This is a genomic window from Halpernia humi (assembly GCF_900108025.1).
In the GTDB taxonomy this organism is placed as follows: Bacteria; Bacteroidota; Bacteroidia; order Flavobacteriales; family Weeksellaceae; genus Halpernia; species Halpernia humi.
Genome location: NZ_FNUS01000004.1, coordinates 66,935 through 86,298 on the forward strand (window position 1 = coordinate 66,935; position 19,364 = coordinate 86,298).

The 19,364-nt window shown below is 32.1% G+C and carries 17 protein-coding genes, 1 pseudogene and 1 riboswitch; of the genes and pseudogenes, 7 read left to right on the plus strand and 11 right to left on the minus strand.

What is annotated here, in order from left to right; genetic code table 11:
• Window positions 1-56 precede the first annotated feature (56 nt).
• Entirely contained in the window at window positions 57-488 is a 432-nt protein-coding gene (gene tnpA, locus C4S29_RS08845) for an IS200/IS605 family transposase (protein ID WP_103913793.1), read from the plus strand.
• 2 nt (window positions 489-490) lie between these two features.
• Window positions 491-979, plus strand: a complete 489-nt coding sequence (locus tag C4S29_RS08850) for a DNA-deoxyinosine glycosylase (protein WP_103913794.1) — start codon at window positions 491-493, stop codon at window positions 977-979.
• 73 nt (window positions 980-1,052) lie between these two features.
• Here C4S29_RS08850 and C4S29_RS08855 read toward each other — a convergent pair whose 3' ends face one another.
• Complete coding sequence (locus C4S29_RS08855; RefSeq protein ID WP_103913939.1) at window positions 1,053-2,072, minus strand: LLM class flavin-dependent oxidoreductase; 1,020 nt, start codon at window positions 2,070-2,072, stop codon at window positions 1,053-1,055.
• A gap of 163 nt (window positions 2,073-2,235) precedes the next feature.
• Between C4S29_RS08855 and C4S29_RS08860 the strand changes: the two genes are divergently transcribed.
• Entirely contained in the window at window positions 2,236-2,784 is a 549-nt protein-coding gene (locus C4S29_RS08860) for an L-threonylcarbamoyladenylate synthase (RefSeq protein ID WP_103913795.1), read from the plus strand.
• A 166-nt stretch (window positions 2,785-2,950) separates the two neighbouring features.
• Window positions 2,951-4,375, plus strand: coding sequence for a CCA tRNA nucleotidyltransferase (locus C4S29_RS08865; protein ID WP_103913796.1), 1,425 nt, complete (start codon window positions 2,951-2,953; stop codon window positions 4,373-4,375).
• A 160-nt stretch (window positions 4,376-4,535) separates the two neighbouring features.
• Here the strand turns inward: C4S29_RS08865 and C4S29_RS08870 are convergent, their stop codons facing one another.
• From C4S29_RS08870 to dinB, 8 genes and pseudogenes are all read right to left on the minus strand, one after another.
• Window positions 4,536-6,440 carry a TonB-dependent receptor plug domain-containing protein gene (locus tag C4S29_RS08870; protein ID WP_103913797.1) on the minus strand — a complete coding sequence of 635 codons (1,905 nt, stop codon included), beginning with the start codon at window positions 6,438-6,440 and terminating at the stop codon, window positions 4,536-4,538.
• A gap of 107 nt (window positions 6,441-6,547) precedes the next feature.
• A riboswitch (cobalamin riboswitch) is annotated at window positions 6,548-6,730 on the minus strand.
• A gap of 64 nt (window positions 6,731-6,794) precedes the next feature.
• Complete coding sequence (locus C4S29_RS08875) at window positions 6,795-7,106, minus strand: NTF2 fold immunity protein (protein WP_103913798.1); 312 nt, start codon at window positions 7,104-7,106, stop codon at window positions 6,795-6,797.
• A gap of 408 nt (window positions 7,107-7,514) precedes the next feature.
• Complete coding sequence (locus C4S29_RS08885; protein WP_103913800.1) at window positions 7,515-8,573, minus strand: NAD(P)-dependent alcohol dehydrogenase; 1,059 nt, start codon at window positions 8,571-8,573, stop codon at window positions 7,515-7,517.
• Window positions 8,574-8,818: 245 nt separating this feature from the next.
• Window positions 8,819-9,490, minus strand: a pseudogene (locus tag C4S29_RS08890) (HaeIII family restriction endonuclease); the annotation flags it as partial.
• Window positions 9,491-9,590: 100 nt separating this feature from the next.
• Complete coding sequence (locus tag C4S29_RS08895) at window positions 9,591-10,097, minus strand: hypothetical protein (protein WP_103913801.1); 507 nt, start codon at window positions 10,095-10,097, stop codon at window positions 9,591-9,593.
• Complete coding sequence (locus C4S29_RS08900) at window positions 10,091-10,333, minus strand: hypothetical protein (protein WP_103913802.1); 243 nt, start codon at window positions 10,331-10,333, stop codon at window positions 10,091-10,093. The genes C4S29_RS08895 and C4S29_RS08900 overlap by 7 nt, the downstream gene beginning before the upstream one ends.
• Window positions 10,334-10,469: 136 nt before the next feature.
• On the minus strand, window positions 10,470-11,945 hold the full coding sequence (gene amyA / locus C4S29_RS08905; RefSeq protein ID WP_103913803.1) for an alpha-amylase: 1,476 nt from the start codon (window positions 11,943-11,945) through the stop codon (window positions 10,470-10,472).
• 361 nt (window positions 11,946-12,306) lie between these two features.
• Complete coding sequence (dinB, locus tag C4S29_RS08910) at window positions 12,307-13,383, minus strand: DNA polymerase IV (protein WP_103913804.1); 1,077 nt, start codon at window positions 13,381-13,383, stop codon at window positions 12,307-12,309.
• Between the two features lie 1,093 nt (window positions 13,384-14,476).
• Between dinB and C4S29_RS08915 the strand changes: the two genes are divergently transcribed.
• The 3 genes from C4S29_RS08915 to C4S29_RS08930 all read left to right on the plus strand — a co-directional run bounded on the left by C4S29_RS08915 (window position 14,477) and on the right by C4S29_RS08930 (window position 17,191).
• A complete protein-coding gene (locus C4S29_RS08915) occupies window positions 14,477-15,160 on the plus strand; it encodes a hypothetical protein (protein ID WP_103913805.1) in 684 nt (227 codons plus the stop codon).
• A gap of 679 nt (window positions 15,161-15,839) precedes the next feature.
• Window positions 15,840-16,565 (plus strand): sensor histidine kinase, encoded by a 726-nt coding sequence (locus tag C4S29_RS08925; protein ID WP_103913807.1) that lies wholly within the window; start codon window positions 15,840-15,842, stop codon window positions 16,563-16,565.
• On the plus strand, window positions 16,562-17,191 hold the full coding sequence (locus C4S29_RS08930) for a response regulator transcription factor (protein ID WP_103913808.1): 630 nt from the start codon (window positions 16,562-16,564) through the stop codon (window positions 17,189-17,191). Before C4S29_RS08925 ends, C4S29_RS08930 begins: the two co-directional genes overlap by 4 nt.
• 8 nt (window positions 17,192-17,199) lie before the next feature.
• Here the strand turns inward: C4S29_RS08930 and C4S29_RS08935 are convergent, their stop codons facing one another.
• Window positions 17,200-18,015 carry a purine-nucleoside phosphorylase gene (locus C4S29_RS08935; protein ID WP_103913809.1) on the minus strand — a complete coding sequence of 272 codons (816 nt, stop codon included), beginning with the start codon at window positions 18,013-18,015 and terminating at the stop codon, window positions 17,200-17,202.
• Window positions 17,999-19,024 (minus strand): tetraacyldisaccharide 4'-kinase, encoded by a 1,026-nt coding sequence (gene lpxK, locus C4S29_RS08940; RefSeq protein WP_103913810.1) that lies wholly within the window; start codon window positions 19,022-19,024, stop codon window positions 17,999-18,001. Before lpxK ends, C4S29_RS08935 begins: the two co-directional genes overlap by 17 nt.
• Window positions 19,025-19,364 lie beyond the last annotated feature (340 nt).

The following is a 19,364-nucleotide window of genomic DNA, read 5'->3' on the forward strand; positions in this document are numbered from 1 at the left end:
ATTGGCTTTAGCCAAAACTTACAAAAATTCATACATTTGAATAAATAATTTTCCTAATGTCGTTTATTAAAATTTACATTCATTTGGTATTCTCAACGTTAGAAAGAAAGCCATTTCTTAATTCGAAAGATTTAAGAATTAAAGTTTGGAAGCACATTAAAGAAAATGCAACGGAAAAAGGAATTTTTATTGATATGGTGAATGGATATTCAGACCATTGCCACTGTTTAATTTCACTTTCTTCAAATCAAAATATTGAAAAAGTAGTTCAGTTGATAAAAGGTGAATCTTCATTTTGGATAAACAAAAATAATTTAACCGAAGAAAAATTTAACTGGCAAGAACAATATTTTGCAGTTTCCGTTTCAGAATCAAATATTGAAAAAGTAAGAAATTATATTAAAAACCAAGAAAAACACCATCAACAAAAGACTTATACTCAAGAATATGAAGAATTTATTGAGAAAATTAATTTTAAAATAAATTAAAGTTGGAAAACCGCATTTCATCATTTCCGCCAATTATTGATGACAATTCTAAGATCTTAATTTTAGGCTCAATTCCCGGTGTAAAATCTTTAGAAAAACAGCAATATTACGGACATCCGCATAATAAATTCTGGAAAATTATCTTCCAATTATTTAATGAAGAATTTTCCGAAGATTACATAGAAAAAATTAAACTTTTAAAGAAAAACCACGTCGCACTTTGGGACGTGATTGATTCCTGTGAAAGAAAAGGAAGTTTAGATTCTGAAATAAAAAACGAAGAAGCAAACCCAATATTTGAACTTTTAGAAAAATATCAAAATATTTCCGCCATCTTCTGCAATGGCGGAAAATCTTTTAAAATTTTACAAAAGATTTTAGGTAAAAACTTTAAAATTCCCATACTTTTACTGCCTTCCACAAGTCCGCTTCACACGATTTCTTTTGAAAAAAAATTGGAAAATTGGAAAATTATTAAAAATTATCTGTAAAATTTAGCAAAATTACTCCCTTTAGGGTCGGGGCAATAATTTTGCTAAATTTTTAAAGGATTTTTTTAAATTTTTACTTCACTTCTGGCGCTACTTTTTCGCCAAATAATTTTATAGAATCCATCATAATGTCGTGCGCTGGATCACCAACATCCATGTGACCTATAAATCTGGTAATACCGAAAATCTCTTTCATGTAATTTATTTTATCGGCAACTTCTTTCGGATTTCCGATAAATAAAGCACCATCTTTCATTCTTCCGCCTTCATACTGCATTTTTGTGTATGGCGCCCAACCGCGTGATGAACCAATTCTGTCCATTTGCGATTTATAATTTTCAAAATATCCGTCGATCACATTTTGATCTTCACTTACAAAAGTGTGAGAATGAATGGCGATCTGCATTTCTGCTTCCGGAAATCCTGCTTTTAAATATTCCTGTTTGTAAAATTCTATTAAATTTTTAAACTGAATCGGCATTCCGCCAATGATCGCGACAACAAGCGGCATTCCAAGTCTTGCGGCACTTAAAACCGATTGTGGCGTTCCACCGACGGCGCGCCAAATTGGCAATTTTCCACCATTTTTTGCTCTTGGATAAACGGTTTGGTTTTCCATCGGCGCACGCAATTTTCCTGACCAAGTGATATTTTCCTCAGAATTAATTTTTAATAATAAATCTAATTTTTCATCAAAAAGTTCTTCATAATCATTTAAAGAATAACCAAACAAAGGAAAAGATTCTATAAAACTTCCTCTGCCCACAAATATCTCTGCTCTTCCATCTGAAATTAAATCTAAAGTTGAAAAATTTTGATACACTTTTACTGGTTCCGATGAACTTAAAACCGTTACACCACTTGCCAATTTTATATTTTTTGTGATACTTGCAGCGGCGGCCAAAAGTATTTCGGGTGAAGAAACTGCATATTCTGGACGGTGATGTTCACCCATCGCAAAAATATCAATTCCCACTTCATCCATTAATTTTACCTGTTCCAAAATCTCACGAAGTTTTATTCCGGCATCTCTGTATTTTCCTGTGGTTTGGTCAAACGCAAGATCGCCAAACATTCCTATTCCTAATTCCATTTTGTTAATTTTATAATACAAATTTACAGCAAACAACATCCAAAAACATTGATGTATGATATATTCTCAAACGTAAAAAAGCGAACATTTTTTCCCTATTTTTGTACATTCAAAATCTGATTTAAACGATGTTTAATTTTGTTTAAAAGATTTAAAAAAAATTATGGAAAACATTATAGAACTATTAAAATCAGGCGGAACGATACTTTATCCAACGGACACGATTTGGGGAATTGGTTGCGATGCGACAAATATTGAAGCCATTCAAAAAATATTTGAAATCAAAAAAAGAGAGCCTTCAAAATCAATGATTATTTTGGTGGAAAATGACAAGCGTTTGCAGGATTTAGTCGATGTTCCAGAAATTGCTTGGGAAATTATGGATTTAAGTGAAAAACCAGTAACAATAATTTATGAAACAGTCAGAAATTTACCAAAAGAACTTTTAGCAGAAGACGGTTCTGTGGGAATTCGTGTGGTGAAAAATGATTTCTGTAAAAAATTAATTTCAAAATTAAATAATCCTTTGGTTTCAACTTCTGCTAATTTAAGTAGTGAAAAAAGTCCAATAAAATTTTCTGATATTTCGCCGGAAATTAAAAATTCTGTCGATTTTGTAGTGAAAGATTTGGAAGATAAAGTGTCGGAATTTTCGGGTTCTTCTATTATGAAAATCTGGAATGACAGTAGAATTAAAATAATTCGTGAGTAATATAATTTTCTAATTGTATTTTAATTATCTTGGTTTTTAAGACCATTTTTGTCATTCCACAGGAATCTAAGCGGTTGAGATTCCTGCGGAATGACAAAATTATGTTTTATTTGATTTAATTTTAAACTAAAACACTCAAAATATTTCTGAATCGTATCTTTGCAAAATGACCATCAATCTTACTCAAAATAAAAATTTTAAATTATTTAAAACCATTTCTGCAGTTGCGGAAAAGAATAATCAATCGGTTTTTATTGTCGGCGGTTTTGTGCGGGATCTTTTGATGAAACGAAAAGCGCCAACTGACATTGATTTCGTCACCGAAGAAAGCGGAATCGACCTTGCAAAAGCCGTTGCCAAAGAATTGGACCCGAATTTAAAAGTGTCTATTTTTAAAACTTACGGAACGGCAATGGTGAAATTCAACCATTTAGATTTGGAATTTGTTGGTGCGAGAAAAGAAAGTTATAATGAAAATTCAAGAAAACCAGCCGTGGAAAACGGCACTTTGGAAGACGATCAAAAACGCCGGGATTTTACAATCAACGCTTTAGCGATATCATTAAATAAAGAAAATTTTGGCGAATTAATTGACCCTTTTAACGGACAAAAAGATTTAACCAATAAAATTTTACGCACGCCGCTCGAACCTTCAAAAACCTATTCTGACGATCCTTTACGAATGATGCGCGCTTTGAGATTTGCATCGACGCTGAATTTTACGATTGAAGAAAATTCCTTAGAAGCCATAAAAAACGAAGCCGAAAGAATTAAAATCGTTTCTCTGGAACGCGTGATGGTTGAATTTAATAAAATTATGCTTTCGGAAAAGCCTTCGGTTGGTTTAAAATTAATGGAAGAAACAGGTTTATTAAATTTAATTTTACCGGAATTAACGGCGTTAAAAGGTATCGAAGAAAAAGAAGGACAAACGCACAAAGATAATTTTTGGCATACTTTGGAAGTCGTAGATAATATTTCTGAAAACACTGATAATCTTTGGCTTCGATGGGCGGCTTTGCTTCACGACATTGGAAAAGCGCCAACAAAAAAATTTATAAAAGGAATCGGTTGGTCTTTCCACGGACACGAATTTGTAGGTTCAAAAATGGTAAAAAATATTTTTTATCAGTTGAAATTACCTTTGGGAAATGACATGAAATTTGTGCAGAAAATGGTGAAATTATCTTCTCGACCTATTGCTTTAATAGACGATGGAACCTCAGATTCTGCTTTGCGACGTTTGCTTTTTGATGCGGGTGATGATTTGGAAGATTTATTTATTTTAAATAAAGCCGATATCACTACAAAAAATGCAAAAAAGCAGGAAAAATTTAAGAAAAACTTTGAATATGTCGCCGAAAAAATAAAAGAAGTGGAAGAAAAAGACCACATCAGAAATTTTCAACCGCCCATTTCTGGCGAAGAAATTATGGCATTATTTAATTTAAATCCTGGTCGGGAAATCGGGATTTTAAAGGAAAAAGTAAAGGAAGCGATTTTGGAAGGCGAAATTTCAAATGATCCAATTGAAGCGAAAAATTTCGTGATTTTGGAGGCGGGAAAGATGGGTTTGGTTTTAGCAAAATAATTACTGTAAAAAATATTTTAGCAGTACATCCTATTAGGTTTTTGTCTTTCCGTAGGAATCTAAGCAGTGCAATTAAACCGCCTAGATTCCTTCGGAATGACAAAAGTGGAAGTATTATACTCGCAGATTTGGCTGATTGTGCAGATTTAATTTATAGCATTTAAAACTTATAATCTACGCCAACTGTATAATTTCGGGGTTTCATGGTAAAGCCGACAACATCGACGTAACTTGTATTAAATAAATTACCAATGTTTGCAAAAACCGAAAGGTTTTTCACCAACGTCTGGCTCACATTTAAATTAAATAAATGGTAAGATTTCAACTCAACCGGAACAACGGCGAAAGTAGCGGAATCGTAATAGGAATCGCTTCTTTTTGAGACAAATTGGTGCGTGAAATTGATTTTATTTCCCTTAAAAGCATCGATTTCTAAGAAAGAATTGACCCGTTGTTTTGGCTGACGAAGCATTGTTGCTTCTTTCTCTTTTTCCACATAACTGAAATTTCCGCCTATGTTAAATATTGGATTAAATCTGTATTTAAAACCAACATCAAAACCTTTCACTTTATTAGAATCTACGTTTAAAAATTGACCCGCGTAACTCACAAAATCTACTGTTTCGTAGGCAAAAGCATCCTTTTCCTGACGTTGATAAAGTGAAGCATTAATGACAAAACTTTGGTCTTTTTTACCAAAAGACAAATCAATTTCGTGGGAAGAATTGGTTTCTGGTTTTAAATCAAAGTTTGGCAAAGTGTAAGGCAAAGAACCAAAATTTTGGTATAAAGTCGGCGCAATAAATGCCGTGGAATAAGAATATCCTAATTTAAAATAATTTTCATCAAATTCTTTTAAATAAAATGGATTGATGCTATAAACCAAATGATTACCAAATTTCGATTGGTTCGTATTTCTAATTCCCAAGTCTAAATTAAAGCCAGAATAATTAAAATTGGCTTGTGCAAAAGCATCGAAATTATTGTTTTTTGTATCACTTTTTAGCAATACATCTTCTAAAGAATTTCCACCAAAAGGCAAAGATTTTGCACCCATATTTTGGGTTTCATACTGAATTCCGGCAACTAAACTAATGTATTTTGAAAATGAGTATTGGTTAAATAATTCCGAAAAAAAGTTGGCTCCTGCGTAAGAATATTGATCTTGATAAGCATTTCCCACAAAACTTTGCCCAACTCTCTCCGTTGCAGAAAGTCTGGAATTGAAATGAATCTCGCCATTTTTATAAGTGTATTTTGAACTTAAACCTGCAAATTTTTGAATGTCATTTCCCCGATTATTACCGTCTGTGAAAGCGCCGTCATCGTAATGAAACAAATTGTGGCTGTAATTTCCGTTTACATTTAGGCTGAAATTATTTTTGTTGTAGCCCAAATTTGCCGCAAAATTCTGCTTTTCGTAGCCATCTTTATTAAAATTTTCACCTTCTGCAGAACTCAAACCTTCTGATTTTTCATTAAAACCGGAAACCTCATAATTAAAATCTGACAATTTTCCTTTTAAAGTTAAATCTTGCGCAAAAGTGGAAAAAGAGCCGCCACGCGCGGAAAGCAAGCCTTCAATTTTCTTATTTGCAGATTGTTTGGTTTTAATATTAATCACCGAAACTGTTGCGTTGCTACCGTACAAAACCGAAGACGCGCCATTTAAAACTTCAATACTTTCAATATTTTCTAAAGCAATCAAGCGTAAATCTGAAACGGTGTAATCATTTCCTGTAACGTCTTTCAGCGGAACGCCGTCCATTAAAATTAAAACATTGGCACTTTTTCCGCCTCTAATTTTCAGCGATTTTGGCTCGGAAGTGTTGTTGAAATTTCCAGTGATTTGAAAGCCAACCAACTGATTTAAAACGTCATTCAAATTCTGACCTTTAAATTTTTCTAAATCTTTAGCGGAAAGCAACTGGACGTTTTTTCCTGATTTGTAAATAGGTTTTGAAGTTTTGGAAGCAATCGTCACTTCCTGAATTCCTGTTTCTTGTTGGGCAAACGCGCATGAACTTACGATAAGCATGGCTCCAACTAAAATTTCTTTTTTCATTTTTTTTGAAAATAAATTTGGTTAAAGTATGACTTATCGGAAAAATGTAGGCAAATAGAACTGAACCGAAAAATTCAGCAAATTTGGCTTTTCCTCCGAAAGCATAAAAATTAAAAACAAATTTGGCAGGTCTCCTGACTTTCACATTTTTTGCGCCTTCCCATCTTTAGACAGTGGCTAGTTTTGCAAAAAAATTTTCGCGTGATTTACAGTTGCGGGGACAGTTGAAGATTTGCGCTTCATTCCCTATTAATCCCGATTTTACTCAGGAACCAAAAGTTGGGCGAAGATAGTTATTTTAAGTTAATTGAGTTTTTGAGTTTTTGAGAATGTGAAAATGAAATAATTTGGAAATTATTCGCCATGAGAATATTTGATGACTCTTTGATTTTTAACATCAACTTCACCAAAAGCAACGCCGCCAAAACCTTTACTATTGAAAGTTCCACTAACAAACCAAACAGAATCATTTATTTTTTTGGCTTTCAAAGGTTGTTCTTTCGCCATTGTTTCTTTGCCATAAACTTCATTAAACTTTTCTTCAGCGATTTCAATGGCTTTTTGGCTTTTCTCTTGGCCAGAAAGATTTTGATAATTGTATTTTGAAACTTCTTCTTTTTTATTACAAGAAAGTACGATTAATAAAAAGAAAAGGTAGATTTTCATAGGTATAAATTATTTTTAAATTTAAAAAAAATACACAGAACTGTTTAAAATTCCATCAAAAATTTTCCCCGGCCCTAAAGGGTGTATTTTTGATGGAATTTTTTTCGAAATTTTCCTGCCGAAAGAAAATATCATTTGTGTACATTTTCCCAAATTTAAAGAAAAAATACAGTCGCAGAGACTGTTTAAAATTCCAGCAAAAATATTTCCCCGGCCCTAAAGGGTGTATTTTTGATGGAATTTTTATCGAAATTTTCCTCCCGAAAGAAAATTTCTTTTGTGTACATTTTCCCAAATTTAAACAAAAAAAACACCTCATTTCTGAAGTGTTTTTAAAAGTAGTATTAAACTTTGTGTCCTTATTTTAAATAAGAAAATAAAATCTTTGTGACTTTTTGGTAAAAATAATTAGTTTTTCAAACTTTTCATATCAATCACGAAACGGTATTTGACGTCGCTTTTCAACATTCTTTCATACGCTTCGTTGATGTTTTGCATGTTGATCATTTCAATATCAGAAACAATATTTTTCTCACCACAGAAATCCAGCATTTCCTGAGTTTCCGCAATTCCGCCAATTAATGAACCAGCAATAGATCGTCTTCCTAAAACAATAGGAACTGTGCTGATTATTGATTCTAAATTTCCGATGAAACCTAATAAGACCAAAGTTCCGCTCACGTTTAAAGTAGAAACATAAGGATTCAAATCGTGTTCATAAGGAACGGTGTCGATAATGACATCAAATTTCCCTTGCACTTTTTGCATTTCTTCTTCATTGGTAGAAATTACGACTTGATCTGCGCCTAAATCCAAAGCATCTTGCGTTTTTTCTGGCGAACGTGAAAATAAACTCACGTGTGCGCCCAAACCTTTAGCCAATTTGATTGCCATGTGACCAAGACCGCCCAAACCAACAACCGCAACTTTAGAATTTTCATTCACATTCCAGTGTTTTAGCGGCGAATAAGTTGTGATTCCCGCGCAAAGCAAAGGTGCAACTGCGGCTAAATCAAGATTTTCTGGTACTCTTAAAACGTAATTTTTATCAACCACCACTTTTTCAGAATAACCACCGAAAGTATGGCCGCCCAAATGTTTGTCGTTTCCGTTGTAAGTTCCCACCATTCCTTGAGTGCAATATTGTTCAAGATTCTGTTTGCAATTCTCACATTCACGGCAAGAATCTACCATACAGCCAACTGCTGCCAAATCACCTACTTTAAAATTGGTCACTTCTGCCCCAACATTGGTGATTCTACCCACAATTTCGTGTCCGGGAACAGCAGGATATTTTGAACCGCCCCAATCATTTCTTGCAGTGTGAAGATCAGAATGGCAAACGCCACAAAACAAAATGTCAATTTCCACGTCATTTGCAGTCACTTCTCTTCGCTCAATATTCATTTCTTTTAAATCCGCCGTTTTGGATTCTGCACCAAAGGCTTTTACTGTAGTTGTATCCATATATTTATTTTTTTCAATTGTAAATTTAAGGCCTTAAAAATTGAATATCTCACAATTTCATTTTTTGAGAAAATTTTAACATTTGTAGAATTTTTAGAAGCAACAAAGTTTCAGATTTGTCGGAAGATTCGTCCGGCTTTTCATTCCAATCTTTTTCTTTTTTCAGGAAAAAGAAAAAGGATTTTCCCTTCAATCCAGGCTAGAATGACCGGGATTTTTTTGTGTGAGGGAAGAAGTATATGTTTTCAACTAATAAACAATTGATTCGAAAAAAGAGAATGTGGTGCTGAAATTAAATTAATATCAAATTTTAAAGATGGTTCAATTCTAGAACTTGCGTTATGAATACGAAAAGAAATTTGCCAACCTTCACTTAAGGTAACTAAAAGCGTTGTTTTAGAGTTATCTTGATAAACAACTTCTATTAGTCGATTTGGTAATTTTAATTTTTGAATTTTTGCTTTTGGTTTAATATTTTCAAAGGGCAAATTCAAAGTCCCGTGCAAATTGTAGGCTTGAATTTCGACCTTATTTTTACCTTTTATTACTTTATAAAAATCTTGATTTCCAACTAAGTATTCAACTAATTTTTGTGCAACTAAACTGGGATTTTGCTGATCTAAACGTACTAATTCCTTTTTAAAAGCATCTAGAACAGGCATATAAACAGAGGAATGATAATCACCGAGGGTATTCCATTTTTGAGTTGCTTTACTTGCCGTTCTTAACTTCGCTAAATTATCAAATATAGGTTTGATTTCTTCAAAATAAGAAACAGAACAAGGATAACCTAACCATTTTTGTCCGAAATCAATGTCATTCGATAGTCGAGAATGTTTAACCGCTCTATGATTATTTTTTGCTGAAATTCCAATTTCCCAGGTTTGTAAAGATCTTATTGCTAAAACATCTCGAACATTACCGGTTTGACAGCCTTATCTGGAACAATTTCTAGTTGTAAAATGTCTTGATCACTAATTCCATTCGACAAACGTGGTTCTATATCAAGCAAAAAATTTAGTATCCAATTAATAAAATTCCTTTTAAAGGTAGATGAAGACGATTAGAAATATACAGAGTTTCTAAAAAGGTATGTATAATCTCAAAATCCTTGTGTTTACGATATACATTTCTAACAACAATAACTAAATATTCTACTTCGAACATCATGCACGCTTGAAAAACATCTTTTAAAAATTGATTATTTTCAGTTGCTCTACCTGCTTCAATTTCAATCACAATTTTTCCATCAGAACTTACTGCATCAGCATTAAACGACTTGTCTATTTTGTTATCATAACCAAACAATACTGGAACACTTATTTTTTTTGCGGCTGTTTTACCTGTCTCGCAAGTGAAATTAATTTTCTCTAAATGAGGTCTTACAATTTCTAAAACATCATTACTTGAAAGGTTAAATTCTGGGGATTTTATATTTTGATATTCCAAATCAAAGCAAGAAATTATATTTTGTATTTCTTTTGTAATTCCTTGTGAGCGCGGAAAAAACTGAAATCTTAACATAATATCTCAATTTTTAATAATTTTAATAATTCTTCTTCAGAATAATATATTTCACCTACATCAACAAAATAATAAATACTTTCATCAACTGCTACTGCTTCCTCAGAGACATAACTGCCATCATTATTTAATAATAATTTATTTAAAACTGTAGTTGAAATGTTAACATTTCCTACGTTGGGCAACGTAATTTGTCGCACATCATATTGTTTGTTTTGAAATAGTATTTTATCCATTTATAAAATTTAAACACAGAAAAAAATTAAAACATTAATTTCAAATATACTACTTAAAATTAATCCTTTCAAATTAAGAGTGAAAAACTATTTAGAAAAAAGAAAATTTTCATTAAGTTAAATGAATTAAAATCCCTCACTCTTCCGCCACCCAAACCGAAACATTTCCCGCCGGAACTGGGAAATTTCCCCAACCGTTTTCATCTATGGTTACTTTGTCTTCAAACCAACCGAGATAATCGCAAAAGGTTCTTCCAGCATAATTTTTCCCGACTTCCATCGCCTTTTCATAAGCATCTTTATTGCTTAAAACCACGGCGCAACCGGCGTGTTCATCATTTCCTAAACGCACCCAACCGAGACAATTCGCGTCTTCAAAATAATCTTTTTGCTCGCCGTAAGCGTAATTTTTTCGGGCTTTCAGAAGTTCTTCTATTTTCTCGACTTTATCTAAAAATATTTCCTGATCATTTCCTTCCTTGTCCTTATCTGTATAATGAGCGCCAAATAAATCTGGATAAAAAACGCATGGAAAACCGTTTTCGCGCAATAAAATTAACGCATACGCAATCGGTTTGAACCATTTTTCAACGGGCGCTTCCAAAGCCTGCAAAGGTTGTGTATCGTGATTATCAACCAAAGAAACAGAATGTTGCGGATCGGCTAAAGTTAAAGTTTCATTGAAAATCTCGCGCAAATCATAAGTATTTCCCTCGGTTGAAGCCGTGTGAAAATTTTGTTGCAGAGAAGAATCAAACAAATTCATGCAGCCTTCCGTATAATCAATGTATTTTTGAAGAAGCGGCAATTCTCCTGGTGCCCAATATTCGCCAACTGCGAAAATATTTTTCCCTGAATTGGTACGCAATAATTGCAGCCATTCTTTGTAAAATTCTGCCGATTGATGTTTCAACGCATCCAAACGAACGCCGTCAAAATTGGTGAGTTCTTGGTACCATTTTGCCCAATAATTGAGTTCTTCGCGCACGAAAGGATTTCGGTGATCAATGTCATTATACATCAAAAAATCATAATTTCCTTTTTCATCGCTAATCATTTCTTCCCAACCATTGCCGTGATCATGAATAATTTGAAAAATTCCTTCATCTTGACCTTCGGCAAAATCCACCCCAGAAAAGCAAGTGTAATTCCACACAAAATCTGAATATTTTTTTTCTCTGCTCGGAAAAGTAAATTTCGTATAACTTTCAATTTCAAAAGGCTCAGAAATATTTTTCTGGCGGTTTTCTGGATCGACTTCCACCGCTAGAAATTTTTCTTTTTCATCGCCGCCGGCTTTGTGATTGAGAACAATATCTACAATTGTTTTGATGTTTTTTTCCTTTAAAGATTTGATGGCGTCTAAATATTGATCTTTTGAACCGTATTTTGTAGGAATTATGCCCTTTTGATCAAATTCGCCCAAATCAAACAAATCATAAGGATCATAACCGACAGAATAACCGCCGGCATTTCCTTTCATGGCGGGCGGAAACCAAACATAATCTATTCCTAAATCATTGAGATAGTCCGCAGAATTTTTTATTTGGTCATACAATTGGGAATTTCCATCTGTGTACCAATGGAAAAATTGAATCATGGTAGAATTCATATTTTTATTATTTTTATGCGGACTAAAATTATTTACAACTTATAAGAGCCTATTTAAATTTCATTCAATAAATTTTTTATAGCCTTTTCTTAATTTTCTAAATTAAAATAAAATCTGTTTATTCTTAAATTTAACATTAAGAATTTCAGTGAGTTAAGTTTATTCTGATTAAGCAATCAATAAATTGATTTTTATTAAGTTTTTTAAGCGAAAATGGCTTAATTCCTTAATGGTAAAAATAAATTATAAATTTAAACAGGCTCTAAATATGGTGAAAACTTTTTTAAAAGTGTAAATTTTTACAATTTATGGCGAAAAAAAATCTGTGGAAATCTGTGCGCCAAATTTTAGTTCATAAATTTCAAAAGTCTTCAAAAGGAATTTTCAACTGTACGGAAATCTGCTTTTTCTCTTCCGTATTTAAGTTTGAAAGCGACAAACCCAAAAGCCGAATCGCTTTATTATAAGGTCTCGCTTGCCAAAGTTGAAGCGCTGTTTTATAAAAATCTGAGGAAGTTTGGTAAAAATCTAATTGGGTTTTGCTACGTGTAAATTGGGTAAAATCTTTGTATTTTATTTTTAAAGTTAAAGATTTACCTAAAATATTATGTTTTTGCAAACGCAGTTCTAATTCTGCGCTTAAGTCCTTTAAACGTTCACTAATTTGTTGGTCATCATTCAAATCTTCTGAAAATGTGCGTTCTACGGCGACACTTTTTTGAATGCGATTTGGTTTTACCTCACTATTGTGAATCCCACGAACGACATTAAAATAATAATTGCCAGATTTCCCGAATAAATTTGTGAGTTCTTCTAAAGTTTTTTGTTTTAAATCGGCACCATTAAAAATATGTAGAGTGTGCATTTTGTTGGCCGTCACTTTTCCAATTCCATAAAATTTTTCGATGGGTAGTTTTTCTAAAAATTCTGCAATTTTTGAAGGATGAATAGTTTTTTGTCCGTTTGGTTTGTTGATATCCGAGGCTACTTTTGCCAGAAATTTATTTACGGAAATCCCTGCGGAAGCCGTTAAACCGACCTCATCGAAAATTCTTTTTCTAATTTCTCGCGCCAAATCATTAGCAGAAGTGATGTTTTTTTTATTTTCTGTAACATCAAGATAGGCTTCGTCTAAAGACAAAGGTTCTACCAAATCTGTATAATCTAAAAATATTTTGCGGATTTGTTGCGAGATCTCTTTATAACGCACGAAACGAGGTTTCACGAAAATCAATTGTGGGCATTTTTCTTTGGCGATTTTACTCGGCATTGCAGAACGCACGCCAAATTTTCGGGCTTCATAACTTGCTGCTGCAACTACGCCTCTTTCGCCACCGCCTACTGCCAAAGGTTTTCCACGCAATTCCGGGAAATCCATTTGTTCTACAGAAGCATAAAAAGCATCCATATCGATGTGGATAATTTTGCGTTGTTGCATGTTGCAAAATTACGGATTGAGTTTTAAAAAAAGGCATAAAAAAAACTGATGATTCTGCTTTAGATTTTTTCAAATCCTTTGCTGAATCATCAGTCTAATAAGTTTTCACTTTATTCGTTTCGTATAAATCAACTTTAATTTTTTAATTCTTTTCACCTTTCGGTTCTATTTATTAATTTCTTTTCCGTTAATTTTTTTTGTCGAACAAATTGTTTAACCTTTGTCTCTATTTCTAACTTTGAAGTCCAATTTCAATCTTTGCGATTTATTTTCTTTTTTCAATGTTTTACGTTAAGACTTTTTCGTTTTAACATTTAAAGTTCCAACTTATACAATCTACACTTGTGTTTTTTGCATTTCCAATTTTTCTTTCGAATCTTTTACAATACAATTTTTCAAGTTTTGATTTTTAAGCCTTCGCAAAAAAAATTTCGATTTTAATTTTCTTCTAACTCATTTTTGATTTCTAATTTCCATCTTTCGATTTATTTTAAAATTCAACAATTCATTAAATTTGAAATTCTTTTCTAATTTTTTTCAATTTTTAATTTTAATCCTCTTACAATTTTTAAAATTAAATTTTACTGCTATGCTTTATTGTTGAATCAAAGATGGGGCAAGAAATCCTTAAATGCAAAAAAAAATGTCCGTTTTTACAAACAATTTTCCTACAAGATATAAACCTTAAATTGTGGATAAAAAAAGCCGTAAACAGTACAAATTCAATAGCTTATCTACATTTTAATTAAAATTTTTTAAACAATTTAATTCTAAAATTTAGTGAAAATTTAAAGATTTTATCTAAAAAAATGAATTCATAATAAAATAGAACGGTAAAAAATCTCTTTTTTCAGAACTTAAAATAATTTAATGCATTAATTTCAAGTTCAACATTTCATTAATCATTTTATTTATAATTTCTCGCAAATACCTCCTAATTTTTCGGGTGTTTTTCCTGTATGCCGATATATTTATTTTAATTTATCTTTAACAGATAATAAAATATTTATATAAAATCGCCAGTAACAAGCTTGCAAACACTCTTAAACTTTGGCGATTGCATATTAACTTTAAAACAATAAAAAAATCACCTATGAAAACCAATTATTTTTTTTCGATTGCTTTCGCAATTTTAACCTGTGGCGCACTATCTTCTTGTAATGAACCAAAAACGACCGAAGAACAAACCAAAAGTTTAGAAGTGCCTTCACATCTTATTTCTGTGGCACAAAGTGTAACGATGAAGAAAGAGTATGAGGAAAATATTGCATCATTAATTAAAAAAAGTAAAATGGATGGAAAGTATCAACCGACCCAGTTTGCGTACATAGAACTAGATTCGCTGAAAAAATACATTGCTTTTTTAGACCAAGTAGGAAAATTGAATAATAAAGAAATATCTGGCATTAGAATTTATTATGGTGCATACCCTGAAATAGGAAGCAAAAACATTGAACATGCAGGTCGCGAAACTTTTTTCTTTGCTCCAACAATTAAGCAAAACGCACCTGGAAAGATGACAGAGGAACAAAAGAAATACAATTATCTGCAAAACGTGCCATTTTCTATCGCGGCAAAAGATGCTAAAAATAAATTCATTGGGGATTTTACACCGATTAATGAACTTCTTTTTTCTAAAGATGTTCGGGTAAATATAGAAACGGCATCTCTAGAAAACAGCACACAAAAAGCGTCTTCTAAACAATCCCTAAATGAAAATGAAAATACAAGTGTAATATTAAACGAATTAAACATTTGCCCACCACCTGCTCAATAAAATTATTTATGTTTTTGTCACAAATACCTTTAGAAATATTTAAGAATGGCGTTTTGTATTTTCTCATCATTACGGCTATTCTATCTACTGTTTTTTACAATAAATATAAATCAACCTTTCTAAAATACTTCATGCCACTCATTTGGCTTGAGTTAGCAACAGAGTTATTCGCACCCTACTATTCGGCATATATTGATCATAATAATACTATTATATATAATATTTACAGAGTAATAGAATTTAGTTTTTATTTTCTATTATATCGCCATTTGGTAGTGAAGCCACAAAACAGGAAATTTATTAGCATTTTTCTCTTCATTTACTACCTTTCTGTCTTTATAAACTGCTTTTTCCAAAATTTTAGATTCGATTATTTTTCTAATACCTATTTTGTTGGCGCAAGCCTTATTGTCATCAGCATCGTGCTATATTTTTCAGAAATTTTGAATTCGGAAAAGATTATTATTGTCACAAGAATGTTTTCATTTTGGATCAGTATTGCGGTTTTCATCTATTATGTAACCAGTATTCCCTTTAAAGTTATCATAAATTATTACAAATACTCACCTACAATTCCATATATTTATGCGTTTAATTATGCTGTGGTCTTTATTTTTTATCTAATTATTTCAATCGGTTTATTTTGGAGCAAGAAAGAACAGTCTATCTAATAACTGCAATGATTTCACTTTTTTTATTAAGTGGCGTCACGATATTTCTGTTTTTAATTTTCCAGAAAAAGAAAATATACTTAATAAAAAAGCAAGTAATTGAAAAAAAACAGTTCGATGATGAAATCATTAATTTGCAAAGCGAAATAAAGGAACAAACTTTAAGAAACATCAGTTGGGAATTGCATGATAATATCGGCCAAATGCTCACTTTGGCAAAAATACAGTTGCAAACTTTAGAAGGAAACGCAACTTTAGATGAAGTGAAAAACACCTTGGGCAATGCCTTACACGAAGTAAGAGCTTTAACCAAAAGTATAAATCCCGAATTTCTAAAAAGCATCAGCCTTTTTGATGCAGTAGATTTGGAAATAAAAAGGTATAACCGCCTGAATTTTATAAAATCTGATTTGCGCCAAGAAGGCACCACATTCAAAATTTCGAAAAAAATTGAAATCGTTTTATTTAGAATCTTACAAGAATTTTTCACCAATACCATCAAGCATGCGCAAGCAAAAGAACTTCTGGTAACTTTTAAATTTGATGAAGACAACTTAACGATTGTGGCGAAAGAAAATGGAATAGGATTTAATCTAAAGAATTTAAAAAACAATGGCATCGGAATTTTTAATATTCAAAAAAGAGGAAAATTAATAAATGCTGAAATAAATATTGAATCTGAAATTGGCGCTGGTTCTAAACTTACTATAAATTACAAAAAGCAAGAAATATGAAAAAATATAGTGTTGCAATTGTTGAAGATTATAAATTACTTTCGCAAGCAATTGGTGAAATCATCAATAGTTTTGACAATTTTGAACTATTATATACCTGTGAAAATGGCAAGGAACTTATAGAAAAAATAAAACTAAAAAATATTCCAGATATTATTTTAATGGATGTGAATATGCCAATAATGGGCGGTATAGAAACCACAAAATGGCTGCAAAAAACCAATCCTGAAATCCATATATTAGCACTTACCGTAGAAGATGACGAAAAAACGATCATTACCATGATAAAATCTGGTGCAAAAGGCTATTTGCTAAAAGATGTTGATAAAAGCACGCTAGAAAATGCAATGATTTCACTAATGAAAAACGGCATTTACCACACAAAATTAGTGAACGACGCCATGTTTCATTCCATAAACGAAGATGAATTTAATCTTAAAGAAAACGAAATAAAATTTATGGAATTGGTTTGCACTGAAATGACTTACAAAGAAATTGCCGATAAAATGTTCCTAAGTCCCAAAACAATTGATGGCTACAGAGACCATCTTTTTTCAAAACTAAATGTAAAAAACAGAATTGGATTGGTGCTATTTGCCATAAAAAATAAAATCTATGTGCCATAACTAGCACTTTAGTTAAAATCCCTCACCAAACCTCTCACAATTTTTATAACATTTGGCGTTGCTTTTTTTGCCGCTTGTAAAACTTCATCGTGCGAAACAGAAAAGGCAATTTCTGGCCCGCCCATATCTGTGATAATTGAAATTCCGAAACAATTCATACCCATGTGTTTTGCAACGATAATTTCAGGAACAGTGCTCATACCAACGGCATCGCCACCAAGAATTCTTACCATTCCATACTCTGCTGGCGTTTCAAATGTAGGGCCTTGCAGACCAACATAAATACCTTTTTTAATAGAAATATTTAGAAGATTTGCTACATTTTCGGCAACATTTAGCATTTTTCGGCTATAAGATTCGCTCATATCCACAAAACGCGGCCCAAGTTCATCCAAATTTTTTCCACGAAGAGGATGCTCGGGAAACATATTAATATGATCCGTAATCAACATAATATCTGCCACATTAAAATCTGGATTTACACCGCCGGAAGCATTAGAAACAATTAAATTTTTAATACCTAGAAGATGAAAAATTCGCATCGGAAAAGTGACCGTTTGCATATCATAACCTTCATAATAATGAAACCTACCGCTCATTAAAAGTACTTTTTTGCCTTCTAAAAGCCCGTAGATTAATTTTCCGCCGTGCCCAATTACAGTTGTTTGTGGAAAATTGGGGATTTCTGAATAATCTAAAGTGTGAATGGCATCAACCTCATCTTTCAATTTTCCCAAACCAGAACCTAAAACTATTGCAAAATCAGGAGTATCTTTTATAATTTGTTTTATAAAAGCGGTGGTTTCTTTAATTTTTTCTAACATAATCTAAAATAATTTGGTCAAATTTCTCCTTCTCCTGAATGTTCACATTTATTGGCCAATAATACATTTTATCCCTTAAATAATCAAAAGTTTTTAAGCGAACATAATCTTTTTCAGTCGTTAAAATTATTTTGTATTCGCCTAATTTTTTATATTCCGAAGCAATTTTTTTTATATCAGTATCACTGAAGTGGTGATGGTCTTTAAATTTCAAATGTTTTACCCTACTGCTAAATTTCTTTAAATGTTTTAGCAATAAAGTAGGATTTGCGATCCCAGTTATCAACAAAATATCATAATAATTAAGGTTATTGTCTGGCAAAAATTGGTCTTTACTGTACACGTTTTCGTCGTAACTTATGGAACTAAAAAACACTTTTTGGTTATGTTGTGGCTTAATTCGGCTAATGTAATACTGCTTTTTTTCTTGCGTTAATTGATCTGGACATTTTGTGACGATGATTAAATCTGCCCGTTTTACGCCATTTCTGCTTTCGCGCAAATCTCCGGCTGGTAAAATAAAATCTTTAAAATAAGGATCATTATAATCCGTTAAAAGTAAATTGAACCCAGGTTTAATGGCGCGGTGCTGGTAAGAATCATCTAAAACTAAAACCTCCAAATCCATATCTGAAATTAATTTTTTTGCACCAGGAACGCGCTCTTCAGAAAGCCCAATTGCAAAACGGTTCTTAAAACGTTCGAATAATTGCATCGCTTCATCGCCAACAGTTTTATAATTGCTGTCGTAATTCACCACAGCATAACCTTTCGTAATTCTCCCATAACCTCTAGAAAGCACGCCTGTTCGGTAAGTTTTAGATAATAATTCTGCCAAATACATCACCATTGGCGATTTTCCACTTCCACCAACAGACAAATTTCCGACGCCAATTACGGGTGTCTTAAAAGTAGTCGATTTATAGATTCCCCAGTTATAAAGGCGATTTCGGAGTGAAGTTGCCACATGATAACCGAGAGATAAAGGGTAGAGATACCATCTTTTCATATAATTCTGGTCAAAAAATTTAAAATATTTAGTCCTTACTTTTAAGTAAAATACCAATCTGCAAAATTACTGAAAATAAATTGGTGAAAAAACCTGATTTTTTTTTAAAGTTTCATGTTGTAAATACGATATAAAATCCAGTCGAAAATTAACAAACTAAGCCTATTTTTCTTAAACCATCAAATAATTCAAAAATTTATCTTGCACAATTCAAAAAAATGTAATTATATTTGCAACTTATTAAGTATAAAATCTAAAAAAAACTGAAGTAATGTTCAAATTAAATCAATTTAACACCAACAACTTACCACTTTCTGTGGTAATGCTTCGGGCTTTTACA

What these genes read in the sequence shown, in the direction of transcription:
- C4S29_RS08930 (WP_103913808.1), top strand. Translation starts at nt 16,562, where the DNA reads ATGAAAAAATATAGTGTTGCAATTGTTGAAGATTATAAATTACTTTCG.
- C4S29_RS08870 (WP_103913797.1), bottom strand. Translation starts at nt 6,440, where the DNA reads ATGAAAAAAGAAATTTTAGTTGGAGCCATGCTTATCGTAAGTTCATGC.
- C4S29_RS08895 (WP_103913801.1), bottom strand. Translation starts at nt 10,097, where the DNA reads ATGTTAAGATTTCAGTTTTTTCCGCGCTCACAAGGAATTACAAAAGAA.
- dinB (WP_103913804.1), bottom strand. Translation starts at nt 13,383, where the DNA reads ATGCAACAACGCAAAATTATCCACATCGATATGGATGCTTTTTATGCT.
- C4S29_RS08915 (WP_103913805.1), top strand. Translation starts at nt 14,477, where the DNA reads ATGAAAACCAATTATTTTTTTTCGATTGCTTTCGCAATTTTAACCTGT.
- C4S29_RS08900 (WP_103913802.1), bottom strand. Translation starts at nt 10,333, where the DNA reads ATGGATAAAATACTATTTCAAAACAAACAATATGATGTGCGACAAATT.
- C4S29_RS08860 (WP_103913795.1), top strand. Translation starts at nt 2,236, where the DNA reads ATGGAAAACATTATAGAACTATTAAAATCAGGCGGAACGATACTTTAT.
- C4S29_RS08875 (WP_103913798.1), bottom strand. Translation starts at nt 7,106, where the DNA reads ATGAAAATCTACCTTTTCTTTTTATTAATCGTACTTTCTTGTAATAAA.
- tnpA (WP_103913793.1), top strand. Translation starts at nt 57, where the DNA reads ATGTCGTTTATTAAAATTTACATTCATTTGGTATTCTCAACGTTAGAA.
- C4S29_RS08885 (WP_103913800.1), bottom strand. Translation starts at nt 8,573, where the DNA reads ATGGATACAACTACAGTAAAAGCCTTTGGTGCAGAATCCAAAACGGCG.
- C4S29_RS08935 (WP_103913809.1), bottom strand. Translation starts at nt 18,015, where the DNA reads ATGTTAGAAAAAATTAAAGAAACCACCGCTTTTATAAAACAAATTATA.
- C4S29_RS08855 (WP_103913939.1), bottom strand. Translation starts at nt 2,072, where the DNA reads ATGGAATTAGGAATAGGAATGTTTGGCGATCTTGCGTTTGACCAAACC.
- amyA (WP_103913803.1), bottom strand. Translation starts at nt 11,945, where the DNA reads ATGAATTCTACCATGATTCAATTTTTCCATTGGTACACAGATGGAAAT.
- lpxK (WP_103913810.1), bottom strand. Translation starts at nt 19,024, where the DNA reads ATGAAAAGATGGTATCTCTACCCTTTATCTCTCGGTTATCATGTGGCA.
- C4S29_RS08925 (WP_103913807.1), top strand. Translation starts at nt 15,840, where the DNA reads ATGATTTCACTTTTTTTATTAAGTGGCGTCACGATATTTCTGTTTTTA.
- C4S29_RS08865 (WP_103913796.1), top strand. Translation starts at nt 2,951, where the DNA reads ATGACCATCAATCTTACTCAAAATAAAAATTTTAAATTATTTAAAACC.